The following is an 18,622-nucleotide window of genomic DNA, read 5'->3' as shown; positions in this document are numbered from 1 at the left end:
TCCATTTGTATTCATTATTAAAGGAGTGGCATAATTGATGGTATCCAGGAAACAAAAAAAACATAAAAAATTTAATAAAAAAAAATGGGCTATACTGACTCTTACAGCACTTATTCTTCTCGCTGGTTCAACCTATTTATTTAGAAAAGAATTATCTGTATTTGGGTTTAATACAGTGTTAAAGAAAGATGTAAAAAAAACGCTAGATAAATCATACAAACCCGTGGGATATGAAAGCAAAAGTCCTAAAGTAGAAGTGAGCGAACCTTTTTCCTTACTGTTGCTTGGTATCGACCAACGTGAAGGTGAACCTAGTCGGTCAGATACAATAATATACTCTGTAATACGGCCTAAAGAGGATAAAATACTACTACTCTCCATTCCTAGGGATACTTACACCGATATTATCGGAAGAGATGTAACATCCAAAATAAACTCTGCATATGCCCATGGTGGAGCAAAAATGACCATAGATACCGTGGAGAATCTTCTGAAAAATAAAGTAAATTACTATGCTGCTGTAAATTTCAATGGGATGAAAGACATTGTTGATGCAATAGGTGGAGTTAAATTACCGATAACTGAATTAATTGAAAACAAAAATCCTATTCATGAAAAATTAAGAATAGAACCCCATAAGCCAATTTATTATGGTCAAGATGCTTTAGCCTATGTCCGTTACCGTGAAGATTCTGATTTTAAACGTACCGAACGTCAACGTATTTTTATCAGCGCTTTGATGGATAAAGCTTTGGAATTGAAAAACATTTCTAAAATTCCAGAATTAATAGATATTGCTGGTTCTAATTTCACAACTAATATGGACTCTGATTTTATTCTGAACTTAGCAGAAACTGTTTACTTAAAGGATTCCTCTCCTAACTTTGAAAATTATATGCTTCAAGGTAATGGGAAAATGAGAGGAACGACTTGGTATTATGACATTGATTCTGAAGATTTAGAATACGCCCAAGATCTTATTGCAAGTTGGCTGGGTAGTTCTGATGAAGAGGGACTTCTACATCCTAAAAATATGGATTAATAGAGTTTTTAGTTGAAATAGCAAAAAAACTAGTAGGAGCATAAGCCCTACTAGTTTAATTCACGTTAGCAACATTGTGAATAATGACTATCTGCCCAATAGCAGTCAGTTGCTCCTGTTTTGTTATTTCTGCATCTGTGATACTCGTGTCTGTACCAAGTATATTCTAATACTGGTACGGTGCTGCACACTTGATTAAGGTTACAAGACCATTGATCGTTACATTGACTAGTATAAGTCCAACCTGATGGACATCCCGCCATATAAATCAGCTCCTTTCTAATATGTATTATATATCCACATAATACAAAATAACATAAATTATATATAAAAAAATACTAAATAATACAATAAATTCTTTTTTGTATAAACAATACTTTATGCAATCCTGTTTGATTATTATTTGATTGAGATAATGTTACTAATGGGAACTTTATATTATTAATAAGCCCTACTCTCTTCCTCTTCATGGTTAGCCAAGTTAGATTAGCGTTCATTCGCATAAGGACTGAAAATAGGCTGTACAAAGTTCATTTTTGGACTGGGTATTTCTACGCTTCAAACAGAATTCCGCCGTGTTTGCTTTAACATTTTCTCAAGCAGCCTTTCCTATGAATCGTTTACGTTGGTGCTGTCCGTTTCGGTTATCTTTACATGACTGCACGTTCCACCATATCCTTCGCGTTCCGCACTCTTCTTTTGCGTTAATCCCTCCTTTCCGAAGTTTAGCTGTGCTTCCTACTGTTTTAGAAACTTTCATCGACGGATACCAACTCGCGATGGATACCCTTGCTCTTTGCCTATGGGTTCTTAACTCCCCCAACAGCGAACTTTCACCACTTAACTAGTCCCCGTGATTGGTACATACAAAAAAGACCCGCTTCACACGCAGGTCTTCCTCTGTACACTATTCATTCACTTTACCTTAAACGTTCTGCTCATTCTGTTGCTGTTGAGCACGCTGCATTTGCTTCAACCGGCCTTCAACTCTGGTAAACAATCTGAACGTATAGAATCCTGTAGCAACCAGACTCAGAACCAAAGCTCGTACATCTGTAAGCCAGAAACCGATAATGCCGAATATCGTAATAATCACACCAAATTGCATCATCAGATTGGCGCTATAACTTTGCGCTTCGTCCCATAACTCGGGATTACTCATTGCACGCGGGGTCCGATAACCATATATTCCGTTAATCATTTTCGGTGGTTTTTTGAACACCATCAACCCCAGAATGAAATAACACACTCCAATGATGATCCCTACTACTGCTCCTGTCAAAACGTTCTCCCCTTCACTGTTGTCTTCCATAGACCTGCTCACATTGACACTCCGATGACAGAATAACCTGCGATGGTAGCTTCGCTTCTTCAGGTCATCTCTGTCCTCTCCGTTCTCGTGTAAATGTCTGGTTAGACTTATCTACATAAAAATATAAAAACGGCTCTACGTATATACGAAGAGCCGCCTGGATCGTTTCGTAAACTTAGATATTCTTCACACGAAGTACACGCATGGCGTTCAGGACAGCTAGCACCGTGACACCGACATCCGAGAATACCGCTTCCCACATGGTAGCTATGCCAAACACACCGAGTAACAGGAAGATCGCTTTAACTCCCAGAGCAAACGCGATATTTTGCCACACAATCATTCGTGTACGCTTAGCAATGCGGATTGCACTCGCTAGTTTCGACGGTTCATCGGTCATGATGACCACATCTGCCGCTTCAATCGCGGCATCTGAACCAAGTCCACCCATGGCCACACCCACATCGGCGCGTGCCAGCACAGGTGTATCGTTGATACCGTCACCGACAAACACCATTTTCTCCTTCGGAGATTTGGCAGCTTCCAGTTGTTCCAGTCGCTCGACTTTGTCCTGTGGTAACAATTCAGCGTAGACCTCATCCACACCCAGCTCACGTCCTACCGCTTCACCTACGGCTTTAGCATCACCTGTCAGCATGACCGTTTTGCGGATGCCGAGTTTCTTCAGCGCCTGGATGGCCGCGGCTGCGTCATCCTTCACTTCATCGGCAATGATCAGATGACCAACATATGTGCCAGCTTCAGCCACGTGGACTATCGTTCCAGCCGTCTCTGGTGTGGTATAGGATATACCCGCCTGCTTCATTAATTTGGCGTTGCCTGCCAGCACTTCCCGACCATCGACGCTCACCTTAATCCCATGTCCGGCAACTTCGTCATAACCTTCAACACCTTGCGTGGGAATGGCTTTGGCCCAAGCTACGCGAATGGATTCAGCAATCGGATGATTGGAATTGGCTTCGGCAATGGCTGCAAGCTCCATCAGTTCTTCTTCCGTGCGTCCACCTTCGGGACGAATGGCTGTTACTTTGAATACACCTTTGGTTAGTGTACCCGTTTTATCAAAAACAACAACTTTCACATCGTTCAACGCTTCAAGGTAGTTACTGCCTTTGACAAGAATCCCGTTACGTGAAGCTGCTCCGATACCACCAAAGAAACCAAGTGGAATAGAGACCACGAGCGCACAAGGACATGAGATAACCAGGAAGACCAATGCACGATAGATCCAGTCGGCAAATGTTGCACCACTAAGTATCAACGGCGGAACAAATGCAATCACGGCTGCAAGGATAACAACAACCGGTGTGTAATATCGGGCGAATTTACTAATAAAATGTTCTGTTTTCGCTTTCCGGCTGCTCGCGTTCTGCACCAGGTCCAAAATCTTGGATACCGTTGATTCACCAAACGTTTTGGTTACTTCAATCGTCAACATACCATTTTTGTTCACAAATCCACTCAGTACATCACTTCCGGGCTCCAGCTCACGAGGTACCGATTCACCTGTCAGAGCAGAAGTGTCCACCATGGAACGCCCAGCTCTAACGATACCATCCAGCGGTACTCGCTCTCCTGCTTTCACGACAATACGATCACCAATCTGTACGTCTTCCGGAGATACACGCCGGGTCTCGTCACCCGAACCCGTCAGGATATTCGCGTAGTCCGGGCGAATGTCCATCAATGACTGAATCGACTTGCGTGACCGATTAACCGCCATGCCCTGAAACAGCTCCCCGAGCTGATAAAAGAGCATGACCGCTACCCCTTCGGGATACTCTCCAATAGCAAAGGCACCCAAGGTAGCGACAGACATCAGGAAGTATTCATCGAATACCTGACCGCGGATGATGTTTTTGGACGCCTGGAGCACGATATCTCCCCCGGCAATCAGATAGGCGAGCGCATATAGAGTAAACTGTGCCCAGCCCTCCAGCGGCGACCAGATTGCGGCTGCGAGCAACACAGAACCTGCAGCAAGACGAGCAAGCAACACTTTTGTCTGTCCTGCACCATGTTCATGCGAGTGGCCTGCATGGGCATCATCATGGGTATGGCTGTGATCATGCCCAGCATGACTCCCGTGCTCATGTGTATGACCATGTTGATGTTGATCATGAGTATGCGAGTGTTTGCCATGTGAATGTGAATGTCCATGATCATGTCCAGTATGGTCATGACTGTGGTTATGCGCACCAGCTGCACTTCCTGTGTGGGTGTGCACATGTCCGTTCACGTGTTTTCCTTTTTCCGAAATGCGAATATGCGGCTCCAGCCGAAGCACTTTGCGCTTTGCTTCTTCCACTACCTGTTCATCCATGTCGGAAGTGGTGTGCAGCGATAATGTTTTGGTAACAAAATTGACAGAGCATTCGTTAATGCCCTTAATTTTTTTGACGCCATTTTCAATCTTCAATGCACAGTTTGCACAATCCAGTCCATCAAGCAGCAGTTCCCTTTTCACCTGTTCCTGTCCGGTTCCCATGTGAATTCTCCCCTTTGCAGTACAAAAACGATGTTATATTTCAATTGCATTCAATATATGAGCACTCATTCATATGTTTGGTTACCCCTATTATATGCACGCCTAAACATGAGTGTCAACAATCATTGTTGATTTTTCATACAGATTATGCTAATAGTAATCATTTCGCTTTAGGCGGGTTTTGGATATAATAGAGCTATAGTTGTTAACATAGGCGGTGATAGGAAATGGAACAACCGGTTAAAGCACCAAGCGAATGTGATGCAGCCTGCTCAGGTACTGAAGCCGACGTGCAGACGATTCGCACTTCACTCATAGATCGGGAGACGTCTTCCGAGATGGCAGATTGGTTCAAGGCATTCAGCGACCCCACACGTCTACGTATTATTGATGCGCTGTTACAGAAGGAATTATGTGTTCATGACCTGACGGTTCTGCTCGACATGGGACAGTCGGCCATTTCACACCAGTTGCGTTCACTCCGCAACATGCGGATTGTCAAGCGGCGCAAGGAAGGCAAGACCGTGTACTACTCTCTGGATGATGCTCATATTGAGCAGATTTTCCTGCAAACGCTCCAACATATTAAACACAGCTAGGCAGCAGCCAAGCTTGTTCATGAAGAAGAACCCCCGCCTCTCGGCTGTATGCCGATGGACGGGGGTTCTTCTTGGTAAGGGTACCGTTTTATACAGGATACAAAGTGACTAAATCTTCTGATTAACTATCTCTTGGAGCTTGCCACTTCGGTTATAAAAGATTGTTCTTGTTCGGGTCGTACAGGCCCGATCTGTCCTTAAACCAGTTGAAGATATGTGATACACATACTTTGAGCACCGCGTATCCTGGAACAGCGAGCAGAATGCCCACGACTCCAAACAGATTACCCGAAGTCAGAATGACAAAGATAATCGTGATAGGATGGATTTTCAGCGTTTTACCCATGATCTGTGGTGAGATGAATTTACCTTCAATTAACTGTACGATCGTCCATACGGCAACCATTTTCAGCAGCATCACCGGAGAAGTGACGAGTGCCACGATCAATGCTGGTGTAATCGCAATTGCAGGTCCCAGATACGGAACAACACTTGTGAACGATGCGATAATTGCAAGAATCAATGCATAATCCAGACCAATGACCATATAACCGATGTAGAGCAGAATACCGATGCAGAAGCTGACGATAATCTGTCCACGAATGAATGAACTGATCTGGTGATTGATGTCTTCCAGCACATGCATTGCGCCCGTACGGCTCTTGATCGGCAGGAAAGACAGAATTTTCGCTGGCAGCTTCTTGCCGTCTTTCAGCAGATAGAACAGAATGAATGGAACCGTTACGATAGACAGCACGGTCTCAGTGAAAGCTCCGAGAAATCCGCCCAATTTGGTCCAGGTCGAGTTCAGAATTTCAGTAGCCTTTTGGGAGATTGTTCCCCACCAGTCCTGCGAATTCAGATTCACCGTTTCCTGGAACTGACCGAACAATTTACTGCCCGTAAGCTCCTCAAACTGCTGTTTTACCGTCTCACTGTAGGTTGGGAAATTTTCAATCAGCCCCACAATCTGGTTACGCACAACCGGAATGACCGCCAATACTACGACTGTCAGAATGCCTCCAATCGCAAGATACAGGATCAGAATGGACCAGCCGCGCTTGATTTTCCACCTTTCCATCACATCCACAATCGGATTCAGCAGATAGTAGAGTATGCCTGACAGAATAATAGGTAGCACAATGGTTTTGATGAGTACTGCGAGCGGATGAAGAACAAAGGATACTTTGGTCAGAACCATCACGTTCAGTCCCACCAACAGCAGAATCAGCAGAAATAGGACAAACTTGTTGTTAAGAAAAAATCGTTTGAACCGCTCCGGCCAAACGCGGGGTTGCTCAGGTTGCTCCATAGGCGTGTCGTCCTCTCTTATGACCCTTATTCAAAACTAAACTATAAAGCTAAATAAATGCCCACACACGAAAAAAATACCTTGTACAAGCCAACATATGTATAACACTCTGGATTTATACGTATGGTGCTGTTTAACCGTTTCAAATTAAACCGGTAAAGTCATTTTACCCCAAAATGAGTCTTCTGCCCCACACGAATCATTTGCAAATTCTCCCTATTCAAAAACGGCCCGCCTCCCTGGGAGACGAACCGTAAATTTATAGCTATACCCTACCAATAAGCCAGCTTTTATGCTGAAAAATGAAGATTAAGCTTTTCCTGCTAATTGTGCGATTAACTCATAGGAATGCAGCCGTGCCTTATGATCATAGATCATCGACGTAATAATCAGCTCATCTGCCTGCGTCTGCCGAATGAAAGATTCCAACTGTCCACGTACGGTTTCTGGTGAACCATTAACAGCTGCCTTCAGCGTCTGCTCAACACCAGCTTTCTCACGATCCGTCCATTTGCCTTCCATCTCTGCCGGAGGCTGTACCAATCCCGTTGTGCCGCGAATAATGTTCAGGAACTGCTGTTGCATCGTTGTACCCAGCCATGCTGCTTCCTCGTCTGTATCCGCAACAACGGCGTTAACACCAACAATCACATGTGGCTCCTTCAAGCTATCAGATGGTTGGAAGTTGTTTCGATACGTTTCCAGTGCAATCCGGGTGTAATCGGGCGAGAAGTGGCTGGCAAAAGCAAACGGCAATCCCAGCTGACCTGCCAGACGTGCACTGAAATCACTGGACCCCAAGAGGTAAATTGGAATATTTAATCCTTCTCCAGGAACTGCGCGAACAGGCGCATGATAAGATGTCGCCGAAGCATCAAAGTATGCTCTGAGTTCTGCCAAAAGCTCAGGGAAATCTTCCCCACTGTTCAGATCTTTACGTAGTGCAAGCGATGTACGGCGGTCACTACCTGGTGCGCGACCCAGTCCCAAGTCAATTCTGCCAGGATAAAGGGATTCCAGAGTACCAAACTGCTCAGCGATGACAAGCGGTGCATGGTTAGGCAACATGATGCCTCCTGAACCCAGACGAATCGTTTTGGTTCCACCAGCCAGATATCCAATAACAACCGAAGTTGCGGAAGAAGCAATACCCGGCATGTTGTGATGTTCAGCTACCCAGTAACGGTGATATCCCCAACGCTCTGCATGCTGTGCCAGATCAAGACTGTTGCGCAAAGCATCAGCAGGTGTTGCACCCACAACGACGGGGGCCAGATCCAAAATGGAAAGCTTAACGTCATTAATATGTTCTTTATGGGATGAAGCCGTATTTTCAGTAGTCATTATCATTTAATCTCCTCGATGATTATATTTTTGTATATCCAGATATATAGATTAATTAAATCGCAATTGGATATGGTGATGTGTTCATAATCTAGCCGTTTACATCCGGACGGAATCCCTGCCTGCATATGCATCCTAGCTTCCGTTCCGGCATCCGGCTTATAACTCGTTCTGTACGTACTCGGCAAACTGACGGATTGTCTCCTCGTTGCGCCGATAATACGTCCATTGTCCTCTTCGCTCGGAGAGCAGCAACCCTGCCTTGAGCATAGTCAGCAGATAACTGGAGATAACCGACTGAGCCAGTCCAGCCTTCACTTGAATCGTACCAACACAGATTCCGTTCTTGCCACCATCCGGATGCTGAGATAGTTCCAGCGGTGGGAAGTGTTGCTCCGGGTTTTTGAGCCACAACAAGATTTGTCTACGTGTCTCGTTCGATAATGCTTTAAATATAAGTATAGGTTCCATGGGTAAATTATACCCCCTTTCATCCATTTTGCAAACACATGAACAAACAAACCGACTCATGATCGAGTCGGTCTGGTATCATATGGAATCCGTATCTGGATTCAACATCCATATTAGAAATTGGTTGTAATCGTCTGTTTAACCTGATCCAACATGGCTTGATATGCGGGGGCATCCAGGTATCCAATACTACCGAAGAGCAGATGATCTACGGCTTCAATACCTACAAAATCGAAGATACCTACGTCTGAAGTTAATTTCAGTCCAGCGGTCATGCCAATCTGATCATAAATTTCACTTGGTGTACCATGTGTATTGATGATGAGTCCTTTTTTGCCTGTCAGCAATTTCTCGATTCCCGCTTCACCTGCTGCATATGCAAAACCATAGGCGAATACACGGTCAACATATCCTTTCATAATGGCAGGAAGACCTGTCCACCAGATCGGATAGATGAATGTGATAACTTCTGCATCCGTAACAAACTGTTGCTCTGTTGCGATATCCTGTGGTGTCTGTCCTGCACGCATGGAAGCTGTGTCAGCTTCAGTCAGTACGGGTTGGAATCCAAGTTTGTACAAGTCACGAACAACCACTTCATGGCCTTGAGCTTCGAGAGCTTCTACAGCAGTATTGAGGATTGCGTTATTCAAGCTGTCTGTGTGTGGGTGAGCATATACGATAAGATGTTTCATGGTGTGAATCCCTCCAGGTTTGGTTTGAGTTAGGTTGCGAAAATGGGGTTACATTGATACGCTCCCGCATACATAGATATCTATGTATATGGGCAAAAAAATATTTGGGCTCCTCTGCCTCCACCCCAGTCAAATCTGAAAGGGTTGCAGACAGAAGAGTTCATTCATTATAACTTTCGGACAATAATGGATAACAAGCTCTCCAATTGCTCCGACTGTTCATCGGACAAGCCACTATAGATGATGTCATTAATCTGCTCTGATACCTGATGGAAGATCGGTTCGAGTCGCTTCCCCTGTTCGGTTAGGCGAATAATCGTCACCCGGCTATCTTCCGCACTCTTGTTGCGTTCAACATAGCCAAGCTTCTCCAGCTTGTTGACCAGTACCGTTACCGTTGGTTGCGTGCGTTGAACACGTTCAGCCAACATCTTGATCGACAGCGTCTCTTCCCGGTACAAGAACATCAATACATCTCCATGAGAAGGAACAATCCCTGTTACCTCATGCTGTTCCAATTCGTGTACAATCCGTTTGTTGACATGGTCTCTGATTCTTGCAATCAGTGCAATTGCGTTGTATTTAGGCATGACCTCATTATACATAGACATCTATGTAATTTCAAGTTCTTTTTATAAAAAAGAAAACAGCCCTTTCCATCCTGCTAACATGTGGAAAATATCGGGCTGTTTCGATTCTACTTTGATCCTGATCTATAATGTTAGATCTTAGCTAATCGTTTTTTGAATTCATGTTGGATTCATGCTGAATTCAGTTAATCCATTGCGTGATTTTCTCAACGGATTGTCGGGACTTCTCACGCTGGGGCTCCTCTGCCCGATAACCGAAGGCTGCCATCATGGAGACGCCCCATGCGCCATTTTCCAGCAAGCCCTCTTCTTCCATAATACGGTGGACGCCCTCACGGCTGAAACCTTCGATTGGACAAGAATCAATCTCGATCTGAGCTGCCGCCGTCATCATGTTGCCAAGTGCAATATAAGTCTGTTTAGATGCCCAGTCGAATAATGATCGTGGATTATCCAGAATTTTCTGGTTATTTTGAAACTTTCCATAAGCCTCACTTGTTAGCTCAAATACGTTATTAGGCATTCCCTTTGTTTCCTTCAACATGTACTCCGCATAGGGAGAATTATAACTGGCATCTGATCGGGCCAAAATAACAACAAAATGGCTTGCTGTAGCCAATTGCTTTTGAGCGCCGGAAGAGACTTCGGACAGACGCTTACGCAGGTTTGGATTTTGTACAATCAGAAACTTCCACGGTTCAAGGCCAATGGAACTTGGAGATAATCTGCCTGTTTCCAATATAAATTGGAAATCCTCATCCGAGATTTTGCGGGTATCATCAAATATCTTTGTTGCATGCCGGAAATGATACGCCTTTAAGATGTCTTCCTTTGTCTTTGACTTTGCTGTAACTTCCATGGAGCTCCACGTCCTTTTTATAACTTTTTTTATGTTGAACAATAATGTTTAAGTGGTTTCATCTCAAGTATTATTTTAGGCTCTATGTGTATAAATTAAAAGTACGCACATTATTGTTTCTTGGTTTATAAAAGTAAGTATTGGATGAAAGACAGCAATAATCCACTGGGCACATACATGGCCCTAGTAGATTATCTATGACTCTTTTCTTTTAAATCTTGAAATCTTGAACCAGCTTATTCAGATTTAATGCACTATCCTTGACTTGATCAGATTGTTTAACTACTTCCACAGATTGCGCAGCAGAGGCAACCATATGTCCTGCAATTTCCTGACTGGATGCGGCTGATTGTTCACTTGCTGATGCAATCTCGTGAATGGAGCCCACTAGTATTTTGATATTCGCAGTCACTTGTTGTGAGGTTGCATTGAGATCTTTAACTGCATTGGCATGATCAAGAGAATCGACATAATACTGTTCAGCTGTATCCTCCAATAATTTATAATCTTTGCCAACCTGATTGAACATAAAGGATAGCAACTCTTTGGCATTCGAGGACAGATTGGTTACAGACTGCATAACTTCCTCCGTGACCTGCTGAATTTGATCGGCAGCCTGTCTGGAATCATCAGCCAACTTTCTAATCTCGCTTGCAACAACCGCAAAACCCCTGCCTGCTTCCCCAGCCCTTGCAGCTTCAATGGATGCATTGAGTGCCAGCAGATTAGTCTGCGCTGTAACATCCAAAATAGACTGAGATAATATACCAATCTGATCTACAGCAGTTGCACGTTCCAGCGCTTCTGACATCTTCTTACTCGTATGATCGTACATGTCTATGGCTGCTCGGCTCGATTCGCGGGCTTCCTGCTTCAACTTTTCAGCCTTCGTGCTGGTCACATAGGCGGACTCTACTTGTTTAGATGTCTGTTCCGATATATATTCAGCTCCCTGTTGCATCTCATTAGCCGAATGATTCATATTTTCCGTATGGGCTGAAGCCTCTTCCATTGCAGCAGAGAGCTCTTCAACTGTAGCTGATACTTCACGAATTCGTTCATTCAGACCAGCCATGTTCTGGTTGGTAAGATCGCTAACCTGGTTGATATGATGAGATTCCTGAACTACACCACGAATGACATTTGTTGTGGAATCGGTCATTGTACGAATAGCTCGTGCGATGACACTTATCTCATTATTTCCCTGTGTTAGATGCGGATCTAAGGATGCCGTTAAGTTGCCTTGTGTTATTTCTTCACAATAACGGGTGATAGCTTTCATTCGTTGACGTATACTGCGAATCACTACAAATGAAATAAGAATGAGTGCTGCAAGTGAAAACAAAAGAACCGAACCGAGCACCAATGCTCGCTGCTGAATTACTTCCTGTGTATCCGCATAGAGCTTGGCTGACTCTTCTTCGTTATGCGCACTCAACAGGGTGATCGTCTCCACAATTGCTGTACTGCTTTTGTTAATTCTTCCTCTCTCTTCACTATCGTAGGTGCCCGACATCTTTTTGGTATCCATGATTTGCTCAATATCCTGATAATATGTATCCATCTTTGCTACCAAATCTGCAAATATCTCTTTTTCTTTGGTATCCAATGTTCTTGCTGAAAATTCATTCAAGCCATCCGTGATACTCTTCTTACCTTTCTGAACCTGATCGTACTGTTTGTCGGTATACTCTGCATTATCAAGAACCTTTGTATAATTGGCGCGCATATTATAGAAATTACTTTTCAGTTCAAGAACATTGGTTTGATGCTGGAAGCGGTCATTATAGAGGATGCCTTGTCCCGTTTTTGCTTCGTTCATTCCGAAAATCCCAATCAGAAAAACAGTAAACAAGCCGATTAGACTAATTACAGTCATGATGACCATCGTTGTTGTTAATTTCATATTTTTGAGTTTATTTCCTTTCTTATTTTTTGGCTTAGACTGAATTGACATGATTATTCCCCCACTTTAAATAGTAGATAGCCTTATATATCTTATATCTATATCGTATGTATCCATATTGTTTGTTAGCATTTCAGGAAAATCGACTTTATTCATTTGATGAGAAAAGTAATGGGAGACAACAAAAAAGCCGCCAGGATATAATCCAGCGGCTTTTCTGTGAATATGAAACGATAATCTGTGCGACCTATAGTTGCTGCATCCATTCATTTTCAGAAATGACGGTATATCCTTCTTGTCTCAACAATGCTGAGGTGACACCTTCTCCAGTTACCTTGTGATTGGCAAAATTCCCATCATAGATCATCTTTGTACCACAGGACGGACTAAACTCCTTCAGTACCACACACGATACATTCAATTCTCGCGCCCATTCGAGCGTCTGATAGGCTCCCTTAATATAAAGCTCTGTGACATCCTTGCCACTTTTCTCGATCACTTTTGCAGTGCCTGCCAGTACGTCCTTGCCCGTGCCACCGATAATTTCAGCTGGTTCCCGTGGAGTCGAGAATCCGCCAAGCAGCTCCGGACATACCATCTTAGCCTGCTCCTGCTCCACCAGCTCCTGAATTTTCTCATCCAGGCTCGCTGTTCCATTGTAACGGCAAGCTACCCCTGCCAGACATGAACTCACCAAATATTTCATCGTTATCTCCTTATACACATTCCATCTATGAAGTAAATTGTAACATATAAGATCAAGCTCTATAACTCGCCTCTGGTAATCATCTTGATCCGTCCATCTTCCCTGTATTCAACCTGAAAAACATCCGTGCTCGACTCCAGTTCAAATGTGACGACTCCTAATTGCTCAGCATTTCTGTGAAGTTTATAAGCATCAAAATCAATGTTAAATATCTTCTTCACTATTAGCCCCACTTTTTCTCTAAGAAGAGACTCATCTATATTATATAATTTCTCATGATAAGCCTCCATCTCTTCGATGTTGCCTATTTCTTGTTGCTCATAATGATTAGCATCCCCTACGGTATAACCCAAGCCCTCTTTTCCTTCGGTCATCTGTACAAAGTAGTTATCTTTAAAGGAAAAAAAGACTGTATCCTTGCCAATTTCATCATCTTTGCTTCGGCTTGCTCTTACCAGATCAAGATTGGCTTTACCAGACAGAGCCTCAATCGCGTTTCTGGCATCCGTCAGCGCTGCCTGGGATACCTGATCAGGACTAAGGTCGCCTGTGATCGAAACAGCCTGGTCCTGCTGCCATACAATCTCCCCATAACCATCGCCAGTCTCATTTTCTAACCATAATGTCGTATGTGATATCGGCTCCAATTCCCCTTGCTTCATACTCACAAAACGTTGGACTGACGCAGGTTTAAGCGTTGGAGTGCTGCCTATACTTTGCAAAAGCGATGGAATTTGACGCAGATAACGGTGTTCCAGCTTGCTTGGCTGCATCTCACGTCTCATCTTTACTTCACGCAGATTCCCTGTTGTCGCATCGAGCCATATCTGCGCATACTCCTTCTCGCTTTCATTTCCAGCCTCTACATATATTCTGCCGGACACAGGCAGGTCTTCCACTTTCTTAATCTTCAGCTGTTTACCGAGATCGTCTCGCATCGTAGTCGCAACATTTCTTTTCATTTTGTCGGTTAGCAGATTTGTGTTCAAACCATCGGATAACTGTAACGCTGCTGTCGGATAGACCTGCTCGATCACGGGTTTCACCAGCTGTCCATCATCCCAGATCCATAGGAACAATCCAGCAGCAATAACCAACGCACCCATACCGGCAACAAGAGGCCCTCTTCTAGGGCGACGCTTATGTGAAACGTTACCTACTTGCGGCCTGGACAAATTAGCCTTGCTCTCTGGCCTATCTCCCTTGCTTCCCTCTTCCGACTTCTTCATCCACTCCACCTGTTGAAGCACCTTTCGCTTGTGATCCTCTGTAAAAGGAGACAAAGCAAACGGTCCCTTCCGGATTTCCTTTTCCCATTGCTCATCCTTGTGTGTCATTTGCTTCGCTCCTCCCATTGTTTCCGTACCTTATTCTTACCTCGGGATAGTCTGGATTTTACTGTGCCTAAGCTGATTTTCAACATCTCAGCAATCTCACTCGTCGTAAGCTCATACTTCAGATTCAGCAAAAGAATCTCCCGGAACTTCTTTGGCAACGCCAGAACAATATCCCAGATTTCATGGATATGCTCCTTACGCATCACTTCCATCTCGGCCGAAGGATGTGCAGACTGCTCTGCAATCATGACTCTTTGGCTCGAACCCCCAAGCTCTGTCTCAATGGGTAACGTCTCTCCCCACAGACTGCTGCGAAAAAATCTGGATTTTCGATATGTAAAAGTGGTGTTTCTAGTAATCGTCAACAGCCAGGTTTTCAATGAGCAATCTCCACGATAATGAGCGATCCCCGAGTACGCCCGAATAAATACCTCCTGTGACAATTCATCTGCCTGTTCGGCACTTTTGGTCAGAAAATAAGCGTAATTCCACACGTCATTTCCGTAGTCATCCATTATGCTGCTAAGTGTGTAATTGTCTATGGTCTGAGCCTGTGCCAGTAATTGATCATCCAACTGTTTGTTCACCTCACTTAATATGACTGAGTCTAATGTGATTTGGTTCCCTATTTTGGACATTATTTCTTATTATTGTAGCAAAATAAAAAAACAGCATGTTCAACATCGCTGAACACGCTGATTCCTTCAAGTTTACTTAGTTAATAATCTCTATCAGAAAGCTTTTAGGTGAACGCTCCACTTCCACAGTTTCTTTCTGCCCTCTAGTCTAACGTATCATTTTCATCGTTATGCTTTCACCGCAGCAATCATCAGAAACATCGGTCTCCGATTCTCGTCTCTCAGGCCTGGAACCTGTTCCATCATCTCCAAAGATGGCTTGGATTCAGCTACCTGTTGAATAGCAAACCCTGCCTTAATGAGTTCATTTAGATGTGTTGCCAGTGTGCGATGATATTTAACCACATCCTGATTCAGAAAGTTCGCCATACGTTTCCCTTCATCATGGTAATCATCCACGGGCCAGTGCAGGATTTCACCTTCGGGTCCGTAATGCCAATCCTGCGCAGCGCGAGCGGTGAAGATCGGATGTTCGGAAGATAGTACAAATGTGCCCCCTTCTACGAGACAATCATTGATCTTAGCGTACACCGTGTCTAATCTTTCAATATAATGCAAGGCAAGTGAACTAATCACAATGTCGAATTGTGCCGGTGCAAAATCAATATCTTCAATCGCCAGCTGCTTGTACTCGATCTGCGGATCGTCCGTCATTTCACGAGCACGCTGAAGCATATTTTCAGACAGATCTACACCGATCACTGAACTCGCTTGTTGCTCTCGCGCATACCGGCAGTGCCAACCAAAACCACATCCCAAATCCAGCACACGCTTGTCCTTCAAATCAGGCAAAAGAGTCTGCAGTTCATGCCACTCCCCCGCTGCATCCAGCCCTTGAACGGAACGTGCCATCTTACTGTAGTTATTGAAAAACTCAGCTTCATCGTATTTATTTTGTTTCATCAAGAGATTCCTCCCGCCTTATAAATATCCACCTACTCTATCACATAAACAATATTTAAACGCAAAAGTTGCCAAGAGAATTCATGGCGTGTTATCATACAGAACGAACGTTCAGTATTATTAAATATAGAATGAACATTCAGTTTACTAACGGAGGTCATTATGAATACGAATTGGACGCATCCATTGGAAGGGCAATCTGTAGGTAAAGCTTTTATAAGTTACCTCGTGCCTTCTGTATTAGGGATGCTGGTAGTTGCTTTTAATTTTATTATCGACGGCATTATGGTTGGACACAAACTGGGTTCTACCGCAATGGCCGGGATCGGCATTGCCTCACCTGTCTACACGCTCTTTGTTGCCATGTCGCTGTGGATTGGTATGGGCGGGGCAACGTTGTACTCCAACGCTATGGGTAGAAAAGATATCACTTCAGCCAAACAAATTTTCACCAAATCCATTATGCTCATTATGTTAGTTACGGTAGCCATTGGATATGTTGCATTTACATTCAAAGACAAACTGGTATACTCCCTCGGTGCAAACGCCGAGACTTTCCCGTTTGCTTCGGACTATATGAATATCATGTTATTGTTCGGGTTCGTTTTCACCATTGAGAATGCACTCTCTGTCTTTGTACGAAACGATGGGAACCCCAACACGTCGATGTACGCTCAGATTACGTTTGCTGTAGCCAATATCATCATCAATTATATAACATTGTATGTACTTGAATGGGGTGTACGCGGTGTGGCCCTCGGTACAATTGTATCGGCGTCTCTTGCGCTACTTGTTCTGTTCACTCACTTTTTCAAAAAAACAAATAATCTCACGTTCACCCGGTTCAAGTGGAACAACAAACTGCTGGCTTCCCTGCTGCTCATTGGTTTCCCCAGCTTTCTGGCTGAACTTGGCATGTCGGTCTTCTCTGTCTCTCACAATATCTCCATGGACCGCATTGCAGGCACGGATGGTGTAGCATCCTTTACCGTGTTGAACTATATTCATGGTGTTGTATTGTTGGCTTTCCTGGGTCTCGCATCCGCTGCCCAACCTCTGATAAGCTATTATCACGGTGCCAATCAGATTAAACGGGTACAACAAACGATACGTTTAGCCACTAAAACAGCTCTCGCATGCGGTCTGTTGTTACTGGTTGTTGTTCAGATCGGTGCACCTTATTTCGTGCAAATCTTTGGAAACTTCAGTAGTGGCGTAACGAATAATGCCGTTTACGGATTACGTATATTTACATTTGCCTATGTCTTTATGGGTGTTAACTTTGTCATGAGCACCTATTTCCAATCTGTTGGTAATGCCAAAATGGCCATCTGGATTACAGCTGCGCGTGAAATGATTATCATGATTGCGTTGATTGCGATCCTCCCTTCATTCTTTGGTGTCACGGGTGTGTGGCTTGCCGTACCGCTGTCCGAAATGCTGGTTCTCGCAACCATAGCCCTGTACTATAGAAAACGATCCCTTACGGATCGAATACACGCGTTGCAGTCTGAATAACGTTAACAGGTAATAACAGCAACAGATAGAAGATCAATGGAACGTAGATAAAATGTAGGTAGACCTCATAAATAATCTAAAAAACTAATATACAAAGCCCTGCACGATCAATATAGATCGGTCAGGGCTTTTGTTTTATCCTAAATTTAGATGTAAATTAGATACGTATATCAAATCGACCATTGCTGTCTGTCATTGCGTTCGCAATCTCCTTAGGGGTAGCTACTCCCATTCCATTGGATGGTGGTTGGGCAGGTGGAGCCTCCTTCGTAGCAGTTGTACCGGCTCCTTGAGAGCTTTGCTGTGCAATCTGGTTCTCAATCTGTTTGATCTGCTGTTGAAGCTGTTTGGTCTTTGTCTCCTTAGTCTGTTCATCGTCCTTGCTGGATTGCACTTTCTCCAGCTGAGCCTCAAGCTTCGTCTTTTGTTTCTCCAAGCTGCTTGAATTGTCCGAACTCGAAGATGTCGATATGTATGATGTAGTGGAGCTGGCTGTAGAAGATATATTCATTATGATTTCCCCCCTCTTTACTTAGCTTCACTATACCCTATCCCACTGAAACGTACGTTAAATTCAACTGAAAGGTTGCTGAAGGAGCTAAGAATCAGAAGTCGAACAGAGGGAAGTATGCATACCAGCATTAATAGTCTGATCAATAATATTGAAAGTCTTAATATAAGTGAAGGATCTTATTTTCGTCTCATCTATAAAAATAGTAAAACAAAAAGACACACTCGATATCATCAAGTGTGTCTTTAGATTGCTTGGCGGCGTCCTACTCTCCCAGGACCCTGCGGTCCAAGTACCATCGGCGCTAGAGGGCTTAACGGTCGTGTTCGGGATGGGTACGTGTGGAACCCCTCCGCCATCGCCACCAAAC

17 protein-coding genes and 1 rRNA gene are annotated in these 18,622 nt (G+C 43.9%); 3 read left to right on the top strand and 15 right to left on the bottom strand.

Annotated elements, in window-relative coordinates; all coding sequences use genetic code 11:
- Positions 1-37: 37 nt before the first annotated feature.
- Complete coding sequence (locus MHI48_RS03325) at positions 38-1,042, top strand: LCP family protein (protein ID WP_036614202.1); 1,005 nt, start codon at positions 38-40, stop codon at positions 1,040-1,042.
- A 925-nt stretch (positions 1,043-1,967) separates the two neighbouring features.
- Here the strand turns inward: MHI48_RS03325 and MHI48_RS03320 are convergent.
- Complete coding sequence (locus tag MHI48_RS03320; RefSeq protein WP_051449564.1) at positions 1,968-2,354, bottom strand: SdpI family protein; 387 nt, start codon at positions 2,352-2,354, stop codon at positions 1,968-1,970.
- 175 nt (positions 2,355-2,529) lie between these two features.
- Positions 2,530-4,863, bottom strand: a complete 2,334-nt coding sequence (locus tag MHI48_RS03315; protein WP_036668253.1) for a heavy metal translocating P-type ATPase — start codon at positions 4,861-4,863, stop codon at positions 2,530-2,532.
- Positions 4,864-5,090: 227 nt separating this feature from the next.
- Between MHI48_RS03315 and MHI48_RS03310 the strand changes: the two genes are divergently transcribed.
- On the top strand, positions 5,091-5,462 hold the full coding sequence (locus MHI48_RS03310) for a metalloregulator ArsR/SmtB family transcription factor (protein WP_036614212.1): 372 nt from the start codon (positions 5,091-5,093) through the stop codon (positions 5,460-5,462).
- A 151-nt stretch (positions 5,463-5,613) separates the two neighbouring features.
- Here the strand turns inward: MHI48_RS03310 and MHI48_RS03305 are convergent, their stop codons facing one another.
- The 11 genes from MHI48_RS03305 to MHI48_RS03255 all read right to left on the bottom strand — a co-directional run bounded on the left by MHI48_RS03305 (position 5,614) and on the right by MHI48_RS03255 (position 16,223).
- The gene (locus MHI48_RS03305) at positions 5,614-6,774 is read right to left on the bottom strand and encodes an AI-2E family transporter (RefSeq protein ID WP_036614215.1); all 1,161 of its coding nucleotides are present in this window, start codon (positions 6,772-6,774) and stop codon (positions 5,614-5,616) included.
- 309 nt (positions 6,775-7,083) lie between these two features.
- Positions 7,084-8,118: an LLM class flavin-dependent oxidoreductase gene (locus tag MHI48_RS03300; RefSeq protein ID WP_051449565.1), complete on the bottom strand. Its 1,035-nt coding sequence runs from the start codon at positions 8,116-8,118 to the stop codon at positions 7,084-7,086.
- A gap of 159 nt (positions 8,119-8,277) precedes the next feature.
- Positions 8,278-8,589: a helix-turn-helix transcriptional regulator gene (locus MHI48_RS03295; protein WP_036668255.1), complete on the bottom strand. Its 312-nt coding sequence runs from the start codon at positions 8,587-8,589 to the stop codon at positions 8,278-8,280.
- Between the two features lie 113 nt (positions 8,590-8,702).
- Positions 8,703-9,284 carry an NAD(P)H-dependent oxidoreductase gene (locus MHI48_RS03290; RefSeq protein ID WP_036668256.1) on the bottom strand — a complete coding sequence of 194 codons (582 nt, stop codon included), beginning with the start codon at positions 9,282-9,284 and terminating at the stop codon, positions 8,703-8,705.
- 167 nt (positions 9,285-9,451) lie between these two features.
- Entirely contained in the window at positions 9,452-9,895 is a 444-nt protein-coding gene (locus MHI48_RS03285) for a MarR family transcriptional regulator (RefSeq protein WP_327196762.1), read from the bottom strand.
- Between the two features lie 160 nt (positions 9,896-10,055).
- The gene (locus MHI48_RS03280) at positions 10,056-10,733 is read right to left on the bottom strand and encodes an NAD(P)H-dependent oxidoreductase (RefSeq protein ID WP_036614223.1); all 678 of its coding nucleotides are present in this window, start codon (positions 10,731-10,733) and stop codon (positions 10,056-10,058) included.
- 211 nt (positions 10,734-10,944) lie between these two features.
- Positions 10,945-12,690: a methyl-accepting chemotaxis protein gene (locus MHI48_RS03275; RefSeq protein ID WP_405142992.1), complete on the bottom strand. Its 1,746-nt coding sequence runs from the start codon at positions 12,688-12,690 to the stop codon at positions 10,945-10,947.
- Between the two features lie 196 nt (positions 12,691-12,886).
- Positions 12,887-13,345, bottom strand: a complete 459-nt coding sequence (locus MHI48_RS03270; RefSeq protein WP_036672736.1) for a DUF523 domain-containing protein — start codon at positions 13,343-13,345, stop codon at positions 12,887-12,889.
- Positions 13,346-13,404: 59 nt separating this feature from the next.
- Positions 13,405-14,682 (bottom strand): hypothetical protein, encoded by a 1,278-nt coding sequence (locus tag MHI48_RS03265; protein ID WP_036672738.1) that lies wholly within the window; start codon positions 14,680-14,682, stop codon positions 13,405-13,407.
- Positions 14,679-15,257: an RNA polymerase sigma factor gene (locus MHI48_RS03260; protein WP_405142989.1), complete on the bottom strand. Its 579-nt coding sequence runs from the start codon at positions 15,255-15,257 to the stop codon at positions 14,679-14,681. Before MHI48_RS03260 ends, MHI48_RS03265 begins: the two co-directional genes overlap by 4 nt.
- Positions 15,258-15,488: 231 nt before the next feature.
- On the bottom strand, positions 15,489-16,223 hold the full coding sequence (locus MHI48_RS03255; protein ID WP_036672742.1) for a bifunctional 2-polyprenyl-6-hydroxyphenol methylase/3-demethylubiquinol 3-O-methyltransferase UbiG: 735 nt from the start codon (positions 16,221-16,223) through the stop codon (positions 15,489-15,491).
- 162 nt (positions 16,224-16,385) lie between these two features.
- On the opposite strand from MHI48_RS03255, the gene MHI48_RS03250 reads away from it, so the two are divergent.
- A complete protein-coding gene (locus MHI48_RS03250) occupies positions 16,386-17,741 on the top strand; it encodes an MATE family efflux transporter (RefSeq protein WP_036672743.1) in 1,356 nt (451 codons plus the stop codon).
- A gap of 157 nt (positions 17,742-17,898) precedes the next feature.
- Here MHI48_RS03250 and MHI48_RS03245 read toward each other — a convergent pair whose 3' ends face one another.
- Positions 17,899-18,252 (bottom strand): FlxA-like family protein, encoded by a 354-nt coding sequence (locus MHI48_RS03245; protein WP_036672744.1) that lies wholly within the window; start codon positions 18,250-18,252, stop codon positions 17,899-17,901.
- A gap of 252 nt (positions 18,253-18,504) precedes the next feature.
- Positions 18,505-18,621 (bottom strand): 5S ribosomal RNA (rrf, locus tag MHI48_RS03240).
- Between the last annotated feature and the right edge of the window lies 1 nt (position 18,622).

This window comes from Paenibacillus sp. FSL H7-0942 (assembly GCF_045040715.1).
GTDB lineage: Bacteria > Bacillota > Bacilli > Paenibacillales > Paenibacillaceae > Paenibacillus > Paenibacillus amylolyticus.
This window is presented reverse-complemented; position numbering and strand designations above follow the sequence as displayed.

Excerpts from the sequence above, each read along its gene's own strand:
- MHI48_RS03325 (WP_036614202.1), top strand. The coding sequence starts at position 38 with ATGGTATCCAGGAAACAAAAAAAACATAAAAAATTTAATAAAAAAAAA.
- MHI48_RS03320 (WP_051449564.1), bottom strand. The coding sequence starts at position 2,354 with ATGGAAGACAACAGTGAAGGGGAGAACGTTTTGACAGGAGCAGTAGTA.
- MHI48_RS03315 (WP_036668253.1), bottom strand. The coding sequence starts at position 4,863 with ATGGGAACCGGACAGGAACAGGTGAAAAGGGAACTGCTGCTTGATGGA.
- MHI48_RS03310 (WP_036614212.1), top strand. The coding sequence starts at position 5,091 with ATGGAACAACCGGTTAAAGCACCAAGCGAATGTGATGCAGCCTGCTCA.
- MHI48_RS03305 (WP_036614215.1), bottom strand. The coding sequence starts at position 6,774 with ATGGAGCAACCTGAGCAACCCCGCGTTTGGCCGGAGCGGTTCAAACGA.
- MHI48_RS03300 (WP_051449565.1), bottom strand. The coding sequence starts at position 8,118 with ATGACTACTGAAAATACGGCTTCATCCCATAAAGAACATATTAATGAC.
- MHI48_RS03295 (WP_036668255.1), bottom strand. The coding sequence starts at position 8,589 with ATGGAACCTATACTTATATTTAAAGCATTATCGAACGAGACACGTAGA.
- MHI48_RS03290 (WP_036668256.1), bottom strand. The coding sequence starts at position 9,284 with ATGAAACATCTTATCGTATATGCTCACCCACACACAGACAGCTTGAAT.
- MHI48_RS03285 (WP_327196762.1), bottom strand. The coding sequence starts at position 9,895 with ATGTCTATGTATAATGAGGTCATGCCTAAATACAACGCAATTGCACTG.
- MHI48_RS03280 (WP_036614223.1), bottom strand. The coding sequence starts at position 10,733 with ATGGAAGTTACAGCAAAGTCAAAGACAAAGGAAGACATCTTAAAGGCG.
- MHI48_RS03275 (WP_405142992.1), bottom strand. The coding sequence starts at position 12,690 with ATGTCAATTCAGTCTAAGCCAAAAAATAAGAAAGGAAATAAACTCAAA.
- MHI48_RS03270 (WP_036672736.1), bottom strand. The coding sequence starts at position 13,345 with ATGAAATATTTGGTGAGTTCATGTCTGGCAGGGGTAGCTTGCCGTTAC.
- MHI48_RS03265 (WP_036672738.1), bottom strand. The coding sequence starts at position 14,682 with ATGACACACAAGGATGAGCAATGGGAAAAGGAAATCCGGAAGGGACCG.
- MHI48_RS03255 (WP_036672742.1), bottom strand. The coding sequence starts at position 16,223 with ATGAAACAAAATAAATACGATGAAGCTGAGTTTTTCAATAACTACAGT.
- MHI48_RS03250 (WP_036672743.1), top strand. The coding sequence starts at position 16,386 with ATGAATACGAATTGGACGCATCCATTGGAAGGGCAATCTGTAGGTAAA.
- MHI48_RS03245 (WP_036672744.1), bottom strand. The coding sequence starts at position 18,252 with ATGAATATATCTTCTACAGCCAGCTCCACTACATCATACATATCGACA.